The organism is Pseudomonas sp. GW821-FHT07G06, assembly GCF_058986625.1.
In genome coordinates this window covers 763,471-781,736 of the sequence record NZ_JBYSVW010000001.1, presented here as the reverse complement: position 1 = coordinate 781,736, position 18,266 = coordinate 763,471, and the positions used below count along the sequence as shown (strand labels likewise).

Genomic DNA, 18,266 nt, shown 5'->3' with positions numbered 1-18,266 from the left:
GTCCATCCGCGCCAAGTCACGTGCTGGCTTGTGCAGTTTGTTGGTCTTGTTTTTTAGCGAGAGAGCTGGCGTTACCCGGGACCCGGGATACGCGCCTGGAATTCGCGTAGTGAATGGCTCGCCGAACGGTCAGGCAGAGCGAGTACGCGCCCTGGGCGGGCCATGGAAACAGGAGGTAAAGGCAAACTTGCTGGAAAGCCCCTTCACTCTGCAAAAGAACGCAATGATCGACATGCTCTGCTCCTTCCGGGAAATCACCGCGCCTTGCGTTGCCAAAACAATGACAAGCTTCAGGCGGGCGGGCCCCCCGATAACTAAGACTAAAGTTCCATAGCAAATCTTTGTCAATATTACGTCGTTAAAACTGACGACTGGTGTTTAGTGGCCACAACTAGCTGTTTTTAAACGACATATAGAAAGTTGAGTGCAGGTATAGAGCGAAATGTTATTTCGGACTGTTTCAGCGCGACCTACGCTCCTGCATAAGGGAGCAACGCAGAGATTTCGGAAGACTCGCCATCCACAGAGCGACCAGCCTGCGCGTGCATAAGTCGTTTAAGGGACTACATTTACTGTTAGCTGTTGCGCCCCAAGGGCAACCGCCTTTTCGAAGTGGGAGGATCACCATGCCCAAGCAGTCGAGCATCCGTTCCGAACTGTCCGACGCGCTATTTCGCATGCGGCGCAGCTTTTACACGCTGGCAGGGTTCAGTGGCGTCATAAACGTCATGATGTTGACGCCAGCTATTTATATGTTGCAGGTCTATGATCGAGCCCTGGTCAGTCGCAACGTCACGACACTGACGATGCTGACTGTGCTGGTGGTGGGTCTTTTCCTGTTGATGTCCACGCTGGAAATGGTCCGCACCAAGGTGCTGATCCGGGTCGGGAACTGCCTCGACATGGAACTCAACCGACGCATTTTCAACGCGGCATTCGAACGCAACCTGAGCCGCGCCGGAGGTAATCCGGCCCAGGCCCTGCAAGATCTCTCCCAGGTTCGCCAGTTCGTCACCGGCAACTCCCTGTTCGCTTTCTTCGATGCGCCGTGGACGCCGATCTACCTGTTGGTCGCCTATCTGATCCACCCAATACTCGGACTGATCACGCTGATCGGTTCGCTGATTCTGATGGGCCTGGCTTATCTCACTGAAAAGGCGACGCAGAAGCCGCTGGCCGAAGCCAATCAGGCCGCCATGTCCTCCGCCCAATACGCCAACAACAACTTGCGCAATGCCGAGGTCATCGAGGCCATGGGCATGCTGCCGTCGATCAGCAAGCGCTGGTTCCAAAGCCATTTGCGCATACTGGAAATGCAGACCCTGGCCTCCGACCGCGCCGCCCTGATCAGCAGCACCGGGCGCTTCGTGCGTATCACGCTGCAGTCACTGATCCTCGGCGCCGGCGCGCTGCTGGCGATCGAAGGCAAGATCACCCCGGGGATGATGATTGCCTGCTCGATCCTCACCGGCCGTGCACTGGGTCCGGTGGAACAGGTCATCGCCTCGTGGAAGCAACTGCTCGGCTGCCGTTCGGCCTGGACCCGGCTCAACGAGATGCTGCAAGACTTTCCGCGCCGGCCACCGAGCATGTCGCTGCAGCGGCCCCAGGGCATGCTGGCGGTGGAGAATGTGTATGCCGGCGCCCCTGGTACCAACAACACGATTCTGCGCGGGGTGGGCTTCAGCCTTGTCCCCGGCGAAAGCCTTGGCATCATCGGCCCGTCCGCCTCGGGCAAATCCACCCTCGCACGCCTGCTGGTCGGGGTCTGGCCGGCGCAGGCCGGCAAGGTGCGTCTGGACGGCGCGGACATATTCACCTGGAACAAGGGCGAACTTGGTCCCTGGCTCGGCTACCTGCCACAGGACGTGGAGCTGTTCGAGGGCAACATCGCCGACAACATTGCGCGCTTTGGCGAAGTGGACAGTGAAGCGGTCATCCGCGCCGCCAAGATCACCGGCGTACACGAAATGATCCTGCGTTTTCCGCAGGGTTACGACACCCGCCTGGGCACCGATGGCAGCCCGCTTTCCGGTGGCCAGAAGCAGCGCATTGCCTTGGCCCGCGCACTGTATGGCGAGCCCAATCTGATCGTGCTGGATGAGCCCAACGCCAACCTCGATGACGTCGGCGAAAAGGCCCTGGTCGATGCGCTGGCCGAACTCAAGGGCCGTGGCGCTACCGTCGTCCTGATTTCCCACCGTCCCAACGTACTCTGCGCCGTCGACAAGGTGCTGATGCTGCGTGACGGCGGCGTGCAGATGCTTGGCACGCGCGATGAAGTATTCGCAGCGCTGCGCAAGGCCAGTGTGATGCCAGCAGGCGCGTCGACTCCGCTGGCCTCCGTCAAAGCACGGGAGTGACCGATCATGCAACTGAGCCAACACACCGAGATGATTCCTGCCGATCCCCGCAGCGTGGTAGATCTGGATGTCGGCAAACCCGCGCGATGGGGCGTGTGGCTGGTGCTCGCCGGCTTCGGCGGCTTCCTCCTGTGGTCCTGGCTGGCACCGCTGGATGCCGGCGTGGTAGCCACCGGCACAGTCAAGGTCACCAACAATCGCAAAGCCGTACAGCACCTCACCGGCGGAACCGTGGAGGCCATTCTCGTTCGCGAAGGCGATTTAGTGAAAAAAGGACAGGAAGTAGTCCGCCTTGACTCGTTGCGGGCCACCGCCGAAGAGGGTGCGATCAGCGCTCAGTACATCGTCAGCAAGACCGTGGAAAACCGCCTGGAAGCGGAACGAGACGGTCGCGATGTGGTGACCTACGATCCCGAGCTGCTCAAGCGCTTCAAGGGTGACTACCGCCTGGAAGCCGCCATGGACCTGCAGCAGCGCCTGCTGGACACCCGCCGCGCCGGACTCGCTGGCGAAATCAGCATCCTGCAGGAGAACCTGGCAGCGTCGGCAGTACAGCTCAAGGGCCTGCAACAGGTCTACAGCGCCCGCGCCTCGCAGATCGGTTTCCTCAATCAGGAACTGCAAGGCACCCGCGTGCTGTCGGCTGAAGGCTATGTGCCGCGCAACCGTCTGCTCGAGCTGGAACGCAGCAACGCCGACCTCTCTGCCGGCCAGGCCGAGAACCTCAACAACATCGCCCGCGTGCGTAGCCAGACCACCGAAATCAAGCTGCGCATCCTGCAGCGCCAGCACGATTACCTCAAGGAAGTCGAATCGCAGCTGACTGAAACCGCCAAGGAAAACACCACCCTGGCCGACCGCTTGCGCGCGCTGGACTATGAAGTGACCCACACGGTGATTCGCTCGCCCATCGATGGCATGGTCCAGGGCCTGAGCATTGCCACCGTCGGCGGGGTCATTCAGCCCGGTTTCAAGATCATGGAAATCGTTCCGCTCAACGAACCGCTGCAGGTCGACGCGATGATTCCCGTGCAGGCCATCGACAAGATGGTCCCCGGCCTGCCCGTGGACATTTCCTTCCCGGCCTTCAACCATGCCAAGACGCCCAACATCCCCGGCCGCGTGCTGACCATCTCCGCCGACCGCCTGATGGACGAGGAAAGCAAGCAACCCTTCTATCTGGCCCAGGTGGAAGTCACGCCCGACGGCATGAGCCTGCTTGGCAGCAATCACATTCGCCCCGGCATGCCCGCCAGCGTCACCATCAAGACGGGCGAACGCAACATGATGAGCTATCTTCTTAAACCAATGCTCGAACGCGTGGACAGCTCATTCAAGGAACAATGAAATGGAACGTCATTGCCTGCTCTTCTGCTTGCTGGGGTTGGCCCTGCCGGCTGACGCCATGGACCTCAAGCAAGCTTGGGACCTGTTGCAGTACCAGGGCCCTATCTACCAGGCCGCCGTGCATGAAAAACAAGCCGGCGGCGAAAACCGCGCCATCGGCAAGGCCGGCCTGCTGCCGCAGATCAACGCCTCGGCCTACAACAATAAGGTCAACGGTTCCCAAAGCCAGAACAACATCGACAATGATCTGCACTACGACTCCAAGGGCGCCAACGTGCGCCTGCGCCAGCCGCTGTTCAACAAACAGAAAATGGCCGAGTACCGCCAGGGTCAGCAGCGTGCCGACTACAGCAACGCGGTATTCGATGCCAAGAGCCAGGACGCCGCGGTGCGCCTGGCCGAAAGCTATTTCGACGTGCTCCTGGCCAGCGAAACCATCACCCTGGCCAAATCCAAGCTGAGCGCCTTCGATGAGCAACTCGCCTCGGCGAAACGGCGCATGGAATTGGGGGCCGGCACCGTCACCGACATCGACGAGTCGGCCGCCCGCCGCGACCTCGCCGAAGCCGAACTGATCGAAGCGCAGGACAATCTGGTCAACGCGCGCGCCAAGCTTGAGGAATATATCGGTGAGACTCCCGAATCGCTGACCACCTTGCGTCCGAGCTTCGATACACCGCCGCTGCTACCGAGCAACCTGCAGGACTGGCTGGTCAAGGCCCAGTCCGATAGTCCACTGATCCATGCGCGCCGTTACAGCCGCGACCTCGCCGAAGAAGAAGTCAAGCGCAACAGGGCAGGCCACTGGCCAACACTGGATTTCATCGCCGGCTACACCGCGGGTGAGAGCCAATCGCTTTCCGAGCTGAACCAACGCAACCACTACGGCTCGGTCGGTCTGGAAGTCAATATCCCGCTGTACAGCGGTGGCGGCGTCAGCGCACTGACGCGCCAGGCCAGTGCCAATAGCGACAAGGCCCTGGATGAGCTTGACGCTGCACGTCAGGAAGTCATCACCGGAACCACCCGTGAGTATCAAGGCATACTCAGCGGCGCCAAACGCATTCGCGCCCTGGAGAAGGCCGTAGTGTCCAACGAACGCTCACTGTTATCGACACGCAAGGGCTTCAAGGAAGGTGGCACCAGCACCAACTCGGACGTCCTCAATGCCGAAGAACTGCTCTTTGTTGCACGTCACGATCTGTTCGAGGCCAAAGTGCGCTATTTGCTGTCGCGTCTGCGCCTGGCTTCTTCGGTGGGCAGCCTGGGCGACGACGATATCGACAAGATCAACGACTACCTCGGCCCGGAACTGCTGGTCACCAAATAACGTTCACCTGCCGGCCGGTCGAGCAAAATGGTGGCAGACCGGTGCGCCCCTCCCCGTCAAATCCCCTCGCGTTCAACCCGGTCATTCATTGCTGCACCTCGACGCAGAAAGGCCGCCGACCGCGAAAAAACCGCCAGCGTTGAAATTTGCCCACCAAGCCCTTGATTCCTTTTTTGCTCGATCCGCTTCCAAATCAAAAGCCACGCCCGGCTCCAGGCTGTAAACTGTGTCCCCATGCGCAAACTTTTGTACCTGACATTCTCCATGGCGATGCTCGCCGCCCTCACGACCTACGCGATGTGGGCCGCGGACCGACCGGTGGGTCACTACCTTTCGGACCTGCGGATCAACCTGGCTGTCGACCAGGGTACGCCTGCGGATCGTGGCAATCTGCTGGGCATTCAGCCCGAACTGTTTCCTACCGATTATCAAAGCCCCGAACGCTTGCACCGCAAACTCGCGGCCTACCTGCAAGCGGCCCGGGACCAGGGCTTGTTGAACGGCAAGACCGTCGTCGTGTTGCCGGAACACGTCGGTACCTGGCTGATGGTCAGCGGCGAAAAGGATGAGTTGTATCAGGCCGGCACCCTCAAGGAGGCGATGAACTGGCTGGCAGTGAGCAATCCCCTGAAGTTCGCCAGAGCGTTGATCAGCGCCGAGGGTGGCAACCGCCTGGACGATGCCCACCTGCGCATGAAAGCCAAGGCGATGGCCAGAGACTACCAGGCATTGTTCGGTGGATTGGCCAGGGAATTCCACGTGACGCTGGTCGCGGGTTCCATCGTGCTGCCCGAACCGAGCATCATCGACGGCACCTTGAAAATCGGTCGCGGCGCGCTGTACAACAGCAGCGTGGTGTTCAACAACGATGGCCTGCCGATCGGCCAGCCCCAGCGCCAGATGCACCCGTTCTTCGCAGAACAGAACGGGATCAAGGGGAACGCCGAACACTCGCTCAATGTCGTTGATACCCCCGCAGGAAAGTTGGGCGTATTGATCGGCCACGACAGCTGGTACCCGGAAAACTACCTCAAGCTCAACGACCAGAGCGTACAGCTGGTTGCAGTACCGGCCTTTGTTCCCGGTCGTGGCACCTGGGACCAGCCGTGGCGTGGCTACAGGGGTTCATCGGAGCCGGCGTCGGTCAACCTCAAGCCCGGAGAAGTCAGCGAAGGCCAGGCCTGGCAGCGCCTGACCCTCACGACCCGGGTACCGGCCAGTCAGGCTGTCGCTGGCATGAGTGTGTTCCTGCGGGGTCAGTTCTGGGATCAGGGCAGCGCCGGGCACAGCTTCCTCAGCCGCAACGGCCAGCATTTTGCCGACGGCAACGCCCAGGGTGCGCGTTTGCTGAACCTCTGGTTGTAAGCCATGAAACCGCAGCCGATGCGCCTCGGCGATCTGTCGGTGGGCTTTGTTCATAGCCTGGCCGATGCCGTGCGCAGCCATGGCGTCGATCCACAGCCCCTGCTCGATCAATACGGCCTTGATGCAGCGCGACTGAGCGAGGCCGGTGCCCGCCTGTCCATACCGCGCTACATGCGCCTGGGCCACGGCGCCATTCAACTGACCGACAACCCGGCCCTTGGCTTGCGCATGGGCCAGCTCAGTCGCCTGAGCCAGATCGGCCTTGCAGGGGTCACCGCCGCCCAGGCACCCACAGTACGTGAGGCCGCGCGCTGCCTGATCCGCTTCGAAGCCTTGTATGGCTCCAATTATCGCGGCCAATCAAGCTTCCACGAAGACGCCCAGGGCGCCTGGCTGCGTTTCTATTCGATCAGCCCCTATAACGCCTACAACCGCTTCGTGGTGGACTCGATCATTGCGGGCTGGTTGCAGCAATTATCCAGTGTCAGCCCCATCCCGCTGCGCGCCGAGCGTATCGAGATCGAATTCGACGAACCCGGTTACCGCGCAGCCTATGACGTCCTGGGTGACTGTCCGATCCAGTTTGGCAGCGAACGCAATCAACTGCGCTTGAGCCTGGCAAGCCTCGCCCAGCGCAACCCCGAGCATTGCCCGAGCACCTGGCGGCATTTGCTGCAACTGTGTGAGCAGGAGCTGGAGCAACTGACACGCACCCGCAGCCTGCGTGAACGCATCATCGCGCTGCTGGGACCCTTGCTCAATGGTGGCCGGGAGCCCGACCTGGAAGAAGTGGCGGCACGCCTGAAGCTGCCCACCTGGACCCTGCGCCGCAAACTTGCCGAAGAAGGCACGCAATTTCGCGCAATCCTCAATGAAACCCGTCGCGACCTGGCCATGACCTACATACGCGACACCGAACTGGCGTTCGGGGAAATCGCCTACCTGCTGGGCTTTGCCTCAGCCGAAGCGTTTCAACGCGCATTCAAGCGCTGGAACGGGCAGACACCCGGCGAGTTTCGCCGCAGTCATCGCCAGTCCGCCTGAGGCCTACAGCTCGGTAGCGTCTTCCGCCGGCTCCAGCGGGTCCAGTTCAAAAGCCTGGTACTCGAGCAGTTCTTCTTGATAATCGTCCATCTTTGAATCCCCCAACCCGTATTGAAAAACGTCTGAACAAATGACCAATGCCTTGAGCATAAGGTGTCCGCATGAAAGAAAAATGACGCGGACACGACAGTGCGTCGCTACTGAATAAAACGTAGCAGCTGGTCAGGAATTTATCATTGGTTTTTTCGCGGGAGGCCGCAGGACAGCGGCCTTGTTTGACGCGGATCAATCCATGCGCTCGCTACGGGATCGTTACGCGTTGGCCGATCCCGTAACGCGAACAATCACTGGCCGGTGACAGGCATCGCCGGAATCGCCTCGCTCGGCGGCGGCATGTCTGTCGGGTTTGTCGGCGGCGTGATGGTGTCTACCGACGGTGCCGGATCCATGTTCTGAACCGGGGTAATCGGTGCCGCCTCAGGCGGCGGCATGACCGGCTCAGAGGCCGCTGGAGCCGGTTCCACTGGAGCCGGTGCCGGTGTCACCGGGGTTGGTTCTGCGGTCGGTGCGGTGGTCGCGGCGGGCGCCAGGGGAGCCGGTGCTGCCTTGGCTTCAGGCATGCCCAGGTCTGTTTTCGGCTGTTCGGGAATGTGCGCAGCCTTTTTCGCTTCCGGCGGCAGGAACAGCTCGACCAGTGCGAAGAAACGCTCGTAGAACTTGGCAGACGAAACGGTTTCGCTGGCGACCTTGACCATCGAGTCGTCAGAGGAGCCGATCGGCATCGACACCGAGCCCAGCACACCCACCCCAAGACTGGCGGAGTTGTTGGTCTTCTTCAGCGCATAACGATCCTGCAGGGCGTTGGCGAATACGGTCGCATGGTGCCCTTCGCTACCGTCATCGGCACACACCACACTGAAGCTGATCTCCATGTGGTTCTCGCCGGTCTGCTGGAAGCTCTTGTGACCGCTGACCAGCTTCGGATCGTTGCTGGTGATGATGTAACCCTGGCTGAGCAAGGCGCGGCGGGCGGCCTCACAGCTCTGGATATCGGTGACCGGATAGTTACGGGAAAAGGTGCCGGAATCGTCGAAGTTCTCATGCTCGTAGATGGCAGCCTTGTTCGATGAACAACCGGCTGCAACGGCCAGCACGGCAGCCACGCCGACAATCCGCATGGGAAATGATTTAAACATTGAACATCCTGAGGAAAACGGTTCGGGGCGTATTGTGCAACAGATCGATGCTTAGCGGAGCATCGATCGTGTCTTAAAACGGTTACAGGCTGATTGACCCCGGTTTTGCACAAAAGTCACCGCGGCAAATGACGTACGGCCAAACAAAAAGACCCCGGCGTTTCGGCCGGGGTCTCCTGTGTAGCGCTAAACTTGGTCAGGCATCAGTATTTCTTGATGTCCGCCTGGCTTTCCAGCTGCTTGCGATACGCCGCAAAGTCTTGCTGGCCGATGCGCGAAGCGAGGTAGCGACGGTACTGCGCTTTCTCTTCTTCGGTCGGCGCCGCTGCTTCGTTCACGCCGTTGAGGCGCACGATCATCAGGCTGCCATCCGCCAGCGTCACGCTGGTGAAGGTCGGCTTGTCCTTGGCCACCGGCTTCGCCATGCGGAACAGCGCTTGCAGCACAGCAGGGTCGACCCCTTCCTGAGCGCGGGTCGCCGCTTCGGTGACTTTCCAGACTTGGCCGTCGACGGCCTGATCCAGCGGAGTCTTGCCATCGCGCAGGTTGGCGATCAAGGCTTCAGCCTTGGTCTTGGCATCGGCGCTGGCGTGCTCCTTGGCCAATTGCCCGCGGATAGCCGCATCAACGCTTTCCAGCGGCAGTTGCGAAGGCTTCAGGTGCTCCTTGGCACGCAACACGATCACGGTTTCCGGATCGAGCTCGATGGCGGTGCTGTTCGCACCCTCATCCAGGACTTCCGGGCTGAACGCGGCAGTGATCACGGCACGGTTGGCTGCAATGCCCTCACCGCCTTCGCGGCCGAACGGCTTGGACGTCTGTACGGTCAGTTTCAGGTCCTGCGCCGGCTGAGCCAGATCGGACGCTTCGAACGAGGCGTCTTCCAGCTGCTTGCTCGCCTCAACGAAAAGCTGCTCGACTTGCTGGGTTTTCAGCGCACGGGTCAGCTTGTCTTTCAGGCTGGCGAAGGTTGGCACTTCAGGCGCTTCCACACCCAACAGTTTGATCAGGTGGAAACCGAAGTCGGTGCGAACCGGCGTCGAAACCTGGTCCTTGGCCAACGAATACAAGGCTTTTTCGAACGCCGGGTCGTAGACGCCAGGACCGGCATAACCCAGGTCACCGCCGTTGTTCGCCGAACCCGGATCCTGGGAGAACTCCTTGGCCAATGCCTCGAACTGCTCACCCTTGGCCAGACGGGCCTGGATCTCTTCGATCTTCGCCTTGGCTTGCGCCTCGGTGGTCTTGTCGTTCACTTCAATCAGAATGTGCGCAGCCCGGCGTTGCTCGGACAGGTTCGCGATTTCTTTCTGATAGGCCGCTTGGAGGTCTTCGTCGTTGACGCTGACCTGGTCGAAGAAGGAAGCCTTCTTCAACTCGAGGTAATCGATGACCACCTGATCCGGCGTCATGAATTCCTTGGCGTGCTCGTCGTAATAGGCCTTGACCTCTTCGTCGGTCAGCTTCACAGCCGACGGGTCAGCCTTGATGTTCAGCGAAGCGAAATCGCGGGTCTGTTTTTCCAGACGGGCAAATGCCAGCACCTGCGCATCGGTCACGAAGCCGCTACCGGCCAGACCGGCACGCAGCTGGCCAATCAGCATTTCCTGAGCCAGCATCTGGCGGAATTGCATGCGGGTATAGCCGAGCTGGCGAATCACCTGGTCGAAACGCTCGGAGCTGAACTTGCCATCAACCTGAAATTCCGGTGTTTGCAGGATGACCTGGTCAAGTGCCGCTTCGGAAAAGGCAAACTTCGATTGTTCTGCGCCTTGCAGCAGCAGCTTGCGATCGATCAGGCCCTTGAGCGCCGATTCGCGCAACATTTTTTCATCCAGCAAGGAAGCATCGAAATCCTTGCCCAGCTGTTGCATGAGCTGACGGCGTTGCATATCGACCGCCTGGCTCAGCTCGTTCTGGCTGATTTCTTCGCCATTGACCTTCGCCGCTTCATTCTTGCTCGTCGTGGCCTGAAAAATGGCGTCGAAACCGGTCAAGGCCATCAGTGCAACGATGACCCCGATAATAGTCTTGGCAATCCAGCCTTGTGAATTGTCCCTGATATTCTGCAGCATGCGTCCCCCAGAAACGGTTGAACTTCAAAATTAGGCAACCGTGGAGCGTGGGTAGAATCCGGATAGAAGAAAGGCGCATCCGAGGATGCGCCTTCTCGTAACTGGCGGAGCGGATCAAGGACTCGAACTGGCGACCCTTGGTGTCTTGAACCGGCGACCTGCAGTCAGGACTGCCGCTCCGCTGCCAAGTCAGGCATGACCCCGACCCGGATGGGTAAAAACCTGAATCGAACTTAGTTGACAGCTTCTTTCAGTGCTTTACCGGCTTTGAAACCTGGTTTTTTGGCTGCTGCGATTTCCAGCGTCTTACCGGTCTGTGGGTTACGACCGATGCGAGCTGGACGATCGGTGACGGAGAAAGTACCGAAACCAACCAGAACAACAGAGTCGCCAGCCTTGAGAGCGCCAGTGACGGATTCGATTACAGCGTCCAGCGCACGGCCAGCAGCAGCTTTCGGGATATCAGCGGATGCAGCGATAGCATCAATCAGTTCCGACTTGTTCACTCTAAGTCCCCTTATATCTATTTGAGTATGATTCTAAGTTTTTTTTGGTAAAAGCAAAAACGAGTGCTGAATGGCCTACAGACACTTAAGAGCCGCTTTATAACAAGGGCTCTAAAAAACTGTCAAGGAAGCCCCCCAGGCAAATACGTACTAATGCGTGCTAATTCTTTCCTTAGAATCCGCGTCGCGTTTCTCATCCTTCGCGACTATCTCCGGAGCCACGTCCGGCAAGGGCTCCGGCGCGTATTGCAACGCAATTTGCAGGACCTCGTCAATCCATTTAACCGGTTTAATCTGTAGATCCTGCTTGATATTGTCCGGAATCTCTTTGAGATCGCGCACATTCTCTTCAGGAATGATCACGGTCTTGATCCCGCCACGATGGGCAGCCAGCAGTTTTTCTTTCAAGCCGCCAATGGCCAGCACCTGGCCGCGCAAGGTGATTTCGCCGGTCATGGCGACATCCGCGCGCACCGGAATGCCGGTCAACGCCGAAACCAGGGCCGTACACATGCCCACGCCGGCGCTAGGGCCGTCTTTCGGGGTCGCCCCTTCAGGCATATGGATATGCGTGTCGCGCTTCTCATGGAAGTCCAGGGGAATGCCCAGGCTCTTCGCCCGACTGCGAACAACGGTCAACGCGGCCGTGATCGACTCGACCATCACATCACCCAGGGAACCGGTCTTGATCAACTGACCCTTGCCCGGCACCACAGCGGCTTCGATGGTCAGCAGTTCACCACCCACCTGAGTCCACGCCAGCCCGGTCACCTGACCGATCTGATCCTGCTGCTCGGCCAGGCCATAGCGGAATTTACGCACGCCCAGGAAGTGCTCCAGCATGTCTGCGGTGACCTTCACCGAGAAGCGTTTTTCCAGCGCATGCTCCTTGACGGCCTTGCGGCAAACTTTGGCAATCTGGCGCTCAAGGCCACGCACACCGGCTTCACGGGTGTAGTAGCGGATGATGTCGCGAATCGCTTCGGCGTCGAATTCCAGCTCGCCTTTTTTTAAACCATTGGCAGTGATCTGCTTCGGCGAAAGGTACTTCACGGCGATGTTGATCTTCTCGTCTTCGGTGTAGCCCGGCAGACGGATCACTTCCATCCGGTCCAGCAGTGCCGGCGGGATGTTCATCGAGTTCGAGGTGCACAGGAACATCACATCGGACAGATCGTAGTCGACTTCCAGATAGTGATCGTTGAAGTTGTGGTTCTGCTCGGGATCGAGCACTTCCAGCAACGCCGATGCCGGATCGCCGCGCATGTCGCTGCCCATTTTGTCGATTTCATCGAGCAGGAACAGCGGGTTGCGCACACCCACTTTTGTCATTTTTTGAATCAATCTTCCTGGCATCGAACCGATGTAAGTACGGCGATGACCACGAATTTCAGCCTCGTCACGCACGCCACCGAGGGCCATGCGTACGAACTTGCGGTTGGTGGCATGGGCAATCGACTCCGCCAGGGACGTTTTACCGACCCCGGGAGGACCGACCAGGCACAGCACCGGACCACGAATCTTCTTCACGCGTTTTTGCACGGCGAGGTATTCGAGGATGCGTTCTTTGACTTCCTCGAGGCCATAGTGGTCGGCATCCAGAATGTCTTCGGCACGCGCCAGATCCAGGCGCACCTTGCTCTGGGCCTTCCACGGCACCTGAACCAGCCAGTCGATGTACGAACGCACCACGGTCGCTTCCGCGGACATCGGCGACATCTGCTTGAGCTTGTTCAGTTCGGCAGTCGCCTTGGCCAGCGCGTCTTTCGGCAGGCCGGCGGCGTCGATACGCTTTTTCAGCTCTTCGACTTCGTTATGACCTTCGTCGCTGTCACCGAGCTCTTTCTGAATGGCCTTCATCTGCTCATTCAGGTAGTACTCGCGCTGGCTGCGCTCCATTTGTTTCTTGACGCGGCCGCGAATGCGTTTTTCGACCTGCAGCAGATCGATCTCGGCATCGAGCAACGCCAGAACGTGCTCGACCCGGGCCGACAGATCGATGATTTCGAGGATTTCCTGCTTCTGCTCGATCTTCAGGGCCATGTGTGCGGCCATGGTGTCCACCAGGCGGCCTGGCTCATCGATGCTGTTGAGCGACGAGAGGACCTCAGCCGGGACTTTCTTGCCCAACTGCACGTATTGCTCGAACTGGGACAGCAGGCTGCGAACGAAGACCTCCGACTCGCGCTCTGGTGCATCAACTTCGTCGATCAGGGAGACTTCGGCACGGCAGTGGCCGTCCACTTCGCTGAAGCGCTCAACGGCGCCCCGCTGCTCACCTTCGACCAGGACCTTGACCGTGCCGTCAGGCAGCTTCAGCAGCTGCAGAACGGTGGCAATCGTACCCACGCGGTACAGGGCCTCTTCACCAGGATCGTCGTCAGCCGGGTTTCTCTGGGCCAGCAGAAGAATCTGCTTGTCACCCGTCATCGCTGCCTCGAGGGCTTCGATGGATTTCTCGCGCCCCACGAACAGCGGGATAACCATGTGCGGATAAACCACGACATCACGCAATGGCAGGAGAGGCAATTCGATGGTTGTCTTCATGATTTCGCCTCTACGGCGGCCGTAAGGCCGTAAACAGATGGAAGTAAGCTTGAAACCAAGATGGGGGCTGCTCTGGAAAAAAACAAGCAGATAAAGGAACGACTTTTAAGATCGAAGCCTGCAGGGGGCTGGATACTTCGCGTAACCCTGTAGGAGCTGCCGAAGGCTGCGATCTTTTGATCTTGCTCTTTTGAAAAGCAAAGTCAAAAGATCGCAGCCTGCGGCAGCTCCTACAAAAGCCAGGCCGCCGTTTCGGCGAGCCAGCCCCCAAATAGCAAAGGGGCCCGAAGGCCCCTTCTTTGTTCAAGCTGCGTGACGCTTAAGCGTCTGGCGCGGCCTTGGCGGTCGGCTCACTGTTTTCGTAGATATACAGTGGCTTGGACTTGCCTTCTATCACGCTTTCATCGATCACTACTTTGCTCACCTCGGATTGCGAGGGGATTTCATACATAGTGTCGAGCAATACACCTTCGAGAATCGAACGCAGGCCACGGGCACCGGTTTTACGCTCCAGGGCACGCTTGGCGACCGATTTCAGAGCGTCGGAACGGAACTCCAGGTCAACGCCTTCCATCTCGAACAGCTTGGCATACTGTTTGGTCAGAGCATTTTTCGGCTCGGTGAGGATCTGCATCAACGCAGCCTCGTCAAGCTCGTCCAGCGTCGCAAGTACCGGCAGACGACCGACGAATTCCGGGATCAGACCGAACTTGACCAGATCGTCAGGCTCGACTTCACGCAGGGACTCACCGACTTTCTTGCCTTCTTCCTTGCTGCGCACTTCCGCGTTGAAACCGATACCGCCCTTGGTGGAACGGTTTTGAATAACCTTTTCCAGACCGGAGAACGCACCACCGCAGATGAACAGGATGTTACGGGTGTCGACCTGAAGGAATTCCTGCTGCGGATGCTTGCGACCACCTTGAGGCGGAACGGAAGCGACCGTGCCTTCGATCAACTTGAGCAGGGCCTGCTGCACGCCTTCACCGGAAACGTCCCGGGTGATCGACGGGTTGTCGGATTTGCGCGAAATCTTGTCGATTTCATCGATGTAGACAATGCCCATCTGGGCTTTTTCCACGTCGTAATCGCATTTCTGCAGCAGCTTCTGAATGATGTTCTCGACATCTTCACCCACGTAACCCGCCTCGGTGAGGGTGGTTGCGTCGGCGATGGTGAACGGAACGTTCAGCAAGCGGGCCAGTGTTTCGGCAAGCAGGGTCTTACCCGAGCCTGTCGGGCCGATCAGCAGGATGTTGCTCTTGCCGAGTTCGACGTCGTCATTCTTTTTGTCACGCTGATTCAGGCGCTTGTAGTGGTTGTACACCGCTACGGCCAGAACCTTTTTCGCACGCTCCTGACCAATCACATACTGATCAAGGATGCCGCTGATTTCTTTAGGCGAAGGCAATTTATGCGCGCTGCTTTCGGCCTGTGCTTCCTGCACCTCCTCGCGGATGATGTCATTGCACAGGTCGACGCACTCGTCGCAGATAAAGACCGAGGGGCCGGCAATCAATTTGCGTACTTCATGCTGGCTTTTGCCACAGAAGGAGCAATAGAGCAGCTTGCCGTTGTCCTCGCCGTTGCGGGTGTCAGTCATTCGTTCGATCCAAATCCGATAGGCTTGCAACACAAGATGAAGGCTATTGCGGGCTTTTTCAAGCCCGCAGGTGATCGGACCCGCCGACCAACCTTATTTTGAGCTGCTTATTTTAAGCAGGGCGCTGACTGATCACTTCGTCGATCAACCCGTACTCACGCGCGGCGTCCGCACTCATGAAGTTGTCGCGGTTGGTATCGCGCTCGATTTCTTCAAGCGTGCGCCCGCTGTGCTTGGCCATCAGCGTGTTGAGACGCTCACGAATGAAGAGGATTTCCTTGGCGTGGATTTCGATATCCGACGCCTGGCCCTGGAAACCGCCCAGTGGCTGGTGAATCATCACACGCGAGTTCGGCAGGCAGTAACGCTTGCCCTGGGCACCGGCCGTCAGCAGGAACGCACCCATGCTGCACGCCTGACCGATACAGGTGGTCGACACATTGGGCTTGATGAACTGCATGGTGTCGTAGATCGACATGCCCGCCGTCACCGAACCGCCCGGGGAGTTGATATAGAGATGGATGTCCTTGTCCGGGTTTTCCGCTTCAAGGAACAGCAGTTGCGCACAGATCAGGTTGGCCATGTAGTCCTCTACCGGGCCAACCAGAAAGATCACTCGCTCCTTGAGCAGGCGCGAGTAGATGTCGTAGGCGCGCTCGCCACGAGCGGACTGCTCGACAACCATCGGGACCAGGCCGCCTGCGGCCTGGATATCAGAGTTCTGCTGAATATACGAATTACGGAACATGCTCTGCAGTCACTCCCAAATAGTTATGTCTTGAATACGCATAAGCCAGCACGAAGGCTGGCTTATGGTGTTTGCTTCTTACCGCAAAAGTGATCAGTCGGCTTGTGGTGCTTCTACCGGCTTGACCGCTTCTTCGTAAGAGACCGATTTGTCGGTCACGCTAGCTTTCTGCAGAACAGTATCCACAACTTGCTCTTCCAGCACAACCGAACGAACTTCGTTCAGTTGCTGGTCGTTTTTGTAGTACCAGGACACAACTTGCTCAGGCTCCTGGTAGGCCGAAGCCATTTCCTGAATCATCTCGCGAACGCGGGTTTCGTCTGGCTTGAGGTCGAATTGCTTGACCACTTCAGCCACGATCAGGCCCAGCACTACGCGGCGCTTGGCTTGCTCTTCGAACAGCTCGGCCGGCAGTTGGTCTGGCTTGATGTTGCCGCCGAACTGCTGGACAGCCTGCACGCGCAGACGGTCAACTTCGTTGGACAGCAGAGCCTTTGGCACTTCGATCGGGTTGGTGGCCAGCAGACCGTCCATTACCTGATTCTTGACCTTGGATTTGATCGCCTGACGCAGCTCGCGCTCCATGTTCTTGCGAACTTCGGCGCGGAAGCCTTCCAGACCGGTTTCCTTGATGCCGAATTGAGCGAAGAATTCTTCGGTCAGTTCTGGCAGCTTCGGCTCGGAAACGGTGTTGACGGTCACGGTGAACTCGGCGGTTTTGCCAGCCAGGTCCAGGTTCTGATAGTCCTCTGGGAAAGTCAGGTTCAGAACGCGCTCTTCACCGGCCTTGGCGCCAACCAGGCCATCTTCGAAACCAGGGATCATGCGGCCGGAACCCAGAACCAGCTGGGTACCCTTGGCGGAACCGCCAGCGAACACTTCACCGTCGACCTTGCCGACGAAATCGATGTTCAACTGGTCTTCGTTCTGGGCAGCGCGATCGGCCACTTCGAAACGGGTGTTCTGCTTGCGCAGGATTTCCAGCATCTTGTCCAGATCGGCGTCAGTCACGTCAGCGCTCAGACGCTCGACGGCGATACCGTCAAAACCGGCAACGGTGAACTCAGGGAACACTTCGAATACGGCTACGTATTCCAGGTCCTTGCCCGCTTCCAGGGATTTTGGCTCGATCGAAGGCTGACCAGCCGGGTTCAGCTTCTGCTCAACCACAGCTTCATAGAAGGAGGACTGGATCACGTCGCCTACAGCTTCCTGGCGAGCGTCAGCACCGAAACGGCGCTTGATTTCGCTCATTGGCACTTTGCCTGGACGGAAGCCAGCAATCTTGGCCTTTTGGGCGGTCTGCTGCAGACGCTTGTTGACCTGGCTCTCGATGCGCTCAGCCGGCACGGTGACGCTCATGCGGCGCTCAAGAGCAGTAGTATTTTCAACAGAAACTTGCATGGATATTCCTCGTTGCACAGACGTTAGCCGGCCGTTTCCGACCCCAGAATCAAGGGCATGCATTCTAGTGGGTCAAACTCAAGAAGTCACCCTACTGAAAACGGGTAAAAAAGCAGCAGGCAATTTATAGGTGCGAATGCACGAATGCACCTCGCCCCGATGGCAAATACAACCAATCACGCCAGGGCTCTGCGCCGACCCTTCCTATATAGAAGAGGTCGCCAATCATCTCCCTGACAGCCGGCCCCGCAAGCAGGACCGGCGGACAGGACGGCATCATCGAGAAACATAAATACGACGAAACGCCCCACCCCTGCGACCCGGAACCGGCGGCCGCTGAAACAAAAAAGGCGCCAGACTTTTCAATCTGGCGCCTTTCGAAATATGGGGTGGACGATGGGGATCGAACCCACGACAACGGGAGTCACAATCCCGTGCTCTACCAACTGAGCTACGCCCACCATATTGCCTGTTAAAGAAGCCAAACAAACTTCTTTATCAAGCTCCAGCCAGGCCAACAGCCTGAATGAAGCTTTAATTGGTGCGGATGAAGAGACTCGAACTCTTACGCCTCGCGGCGCTGGAACCTAAATCCAGTGTGTCTACCAATTCCACCACATCCGCGGGTGAAGCCTTTAAAGCAAAGGCGCCAGACTGTTAATCTGGCGCCTTTCGAAATATGGGGTGGACGATGGGGATCGAACCCACGACAACGGGAGTCACAATCCCGTGCTCTAC

General features: G+C 58.6%; 13 protein-coding genes and 3 tRNA genes (1 of these 16 running past the window's edge). 5 read left to right on the top strand and 11 right to left on the bottom strand.

Annotated features, from left to right (window positions below; all coding sequences use genetic code 11):
• Positions 1-626: 626 nt before the first annotated feature.
• The 5 genes from AC3WJW_RS03560 (at position 627) to AC3WJW_RS03540 (ending at position 7,449) form a co-directional block, all read left to right on the top strand.
• Positions 627-2,363: a type I secretion system permease/ATPase gene (locus AC3WJW_RS03560; RefSeq protein ID WP_493725133.1), complete on the top strand. Its 1,737-nt coding sequence runs from the start codon at positions 627-629 to the stop codon at positions 2,361-2,363.
• 6 nt (positions 2,364-2,369) lie between these two features.
• Positions 2,370-3,710, top strand: coding sequence for an HlyD family type I secretion periplasmic adaptor subunit (locus tag AC3WJW_RS03555; protein WP_493725132.1), 1,341 nt, complete (start codon positions 2,370-2,372; stop codon positions 3,708-3,710).
• 1 nt (position 3,711) lies between these two features.
• The gene (locus AC3WJW_RS03550) at positions 3,712-5,040 is read left to right on the top strand and encodes a TolC family outer membrane protein (protein WP_493725131.1); all 1,329 of its coding nucleotides are present in this window, start codon (positions 3,712-3,714) and stop codon (positions 5,038-5,040) included.
• 234 nt (positions 5,041-5,274) lie between these two features.
• A complete protein-coding gene (locus tag AC3WJW_RS03545; RefSeq protein ID WP_493725130.1) occupies positions 5,275-6,405 on the top strand; it encodes a carbon-nitrogen hydrolase family protein in 1,131 nt (376 codons plus the stop codon).
• 3 nt (positions 6,406-6,408) lie between these two features.
• Positions 6,409-7,449, top strand: coding sequence for an AraC family transcriptional regulator (locus tag AC3WJW_RS03540; protein WP_015094307.1), 1,041 nt, complete (start codon positions 6,409-6,411; stop codon positions 7,447-7,449).
• Positions 7,450-7,452: 3 nt separating this feature from the next.
• On the opposite strand, the gene AC3WJW_RS03535 is transcribed toward AC3WJW_RS03540, so the two are convergent.
• From AC3WJW_RS03535 to AC3WJW_RS03485, 11 genes are all read right to left on the bottom strand, one after another.
• Complete coding sequence (locus AC3WJW_RS03535; RefSeq protein ID WP_173900858.1) at positions 7,453-7,599, bottom strand: hypothetical protein; 147 nt, start codon at positions 7,597-7,599, stop codon at positions 7,453-7,455.
• Positions 7,600-7,793: 194 nt separating this feature from the next.
• A complete protein-coding gene (locus AC3WJW_RS03530; protein WP_493725129.1) occupies positions 7,794-8,645 on the bottom strand; it encodes a DUF2242 domain-containing protein in 852 nt (283 codons plus the stop codon).
• 203 nt (positions 8,646-8,848) lie between these two features.
• Entirely contained in the window at positions 8,849-10,720 is a 1,872-nt protein-coding gene (locus AC3WJW_RS03525; protein WP_493725128.1) for a SurA N-terminal domain-containing protein, read from the bottom strand.
• Between the two features lie 233 nt (positions 10,721-10,953).
• On the bottom strand, positions 10,954-11,226 hold the full coding sequence (locus AC3WJW_RS03520; RefSeq protein WP_002552737.1) for an HU family DNA-binding protein: 273 nt from the start codon (positions 11,224-11,226) through the stop codon (positions 10,954-10,956).
• 150 nt (positions 11,227-11,376) lie between these two features.
• A complete protein-coding gene (gene lon / locus AC3WJW_RS03515) occupies positions 11,377-13,773 on the bottom strand; it encodes an endopeptidase La (protein ID WP_015094303.1) in 2,397 nt (798 codons plus the stop codon).
• Positions 13,774-14,092: 319 nt separating this feature from the next.
• Positions 14,093-15,376, bottom strand: a complete 1,284-nt coding sequence (gene clpX / locus AC3WJW_RS03510) for an ATP-dependent Clp protease ATP-binding subunit ClpX (protein ID WP_007982210.1) — start codon at positions 15,374-15,376, stop codon at positions 14,093-14,095.
• 112 nt (positions 15,377-15,488) lie between these two features.
• Positions 15,489-16,124 carry an ATP-dependent Clp endopeptidase proteolytic subunit ClpP gene (clpP, locus tag AC3WJW_RS03505; protein ID WP_015094302.1) on the bottom strand — a complete coding sequence of 212 codons (636 nt, stop codon included), beginning with the start codon at positions 16,122-16,124 and terminating at the stop codon, positions 15,489-15,491.
• 93 nt (positions 16,125-16,217) lie between these two features.
• On the bottom strand, positions 16,218-17,528 hold the full coding sequence (gene tig, locus AC3WJW_RS03500) for a trigger factor (RefSeq protein WP_102702178.1): 1,311 nt from the start codon (positions 17,526-17,528) through the stop codon (positions 16,218-16,220).
• A 385-nt stretch (positions 17,529-17,913) separates the two neighbouring features.
• Positions 17,914-17,989 (bottom strand) — tRNA-His (locus AC3WJW_RS03495).
• A gap of 78 nt (positions 17,990-18,067) precedes the next feature.
• A tRNA-Leu gene (locus AC3WJW_RS03490) sits at positions 18,068-18,152 on the bottom strand.
• Positions 18,153-18,208: 56 nt separating this feature from the next.
• Positions 18,209-18,266 (bottom strand) — tRNA-His (locus AC3WJW_RS03485) (it continues 118 nt past the right edge of the window).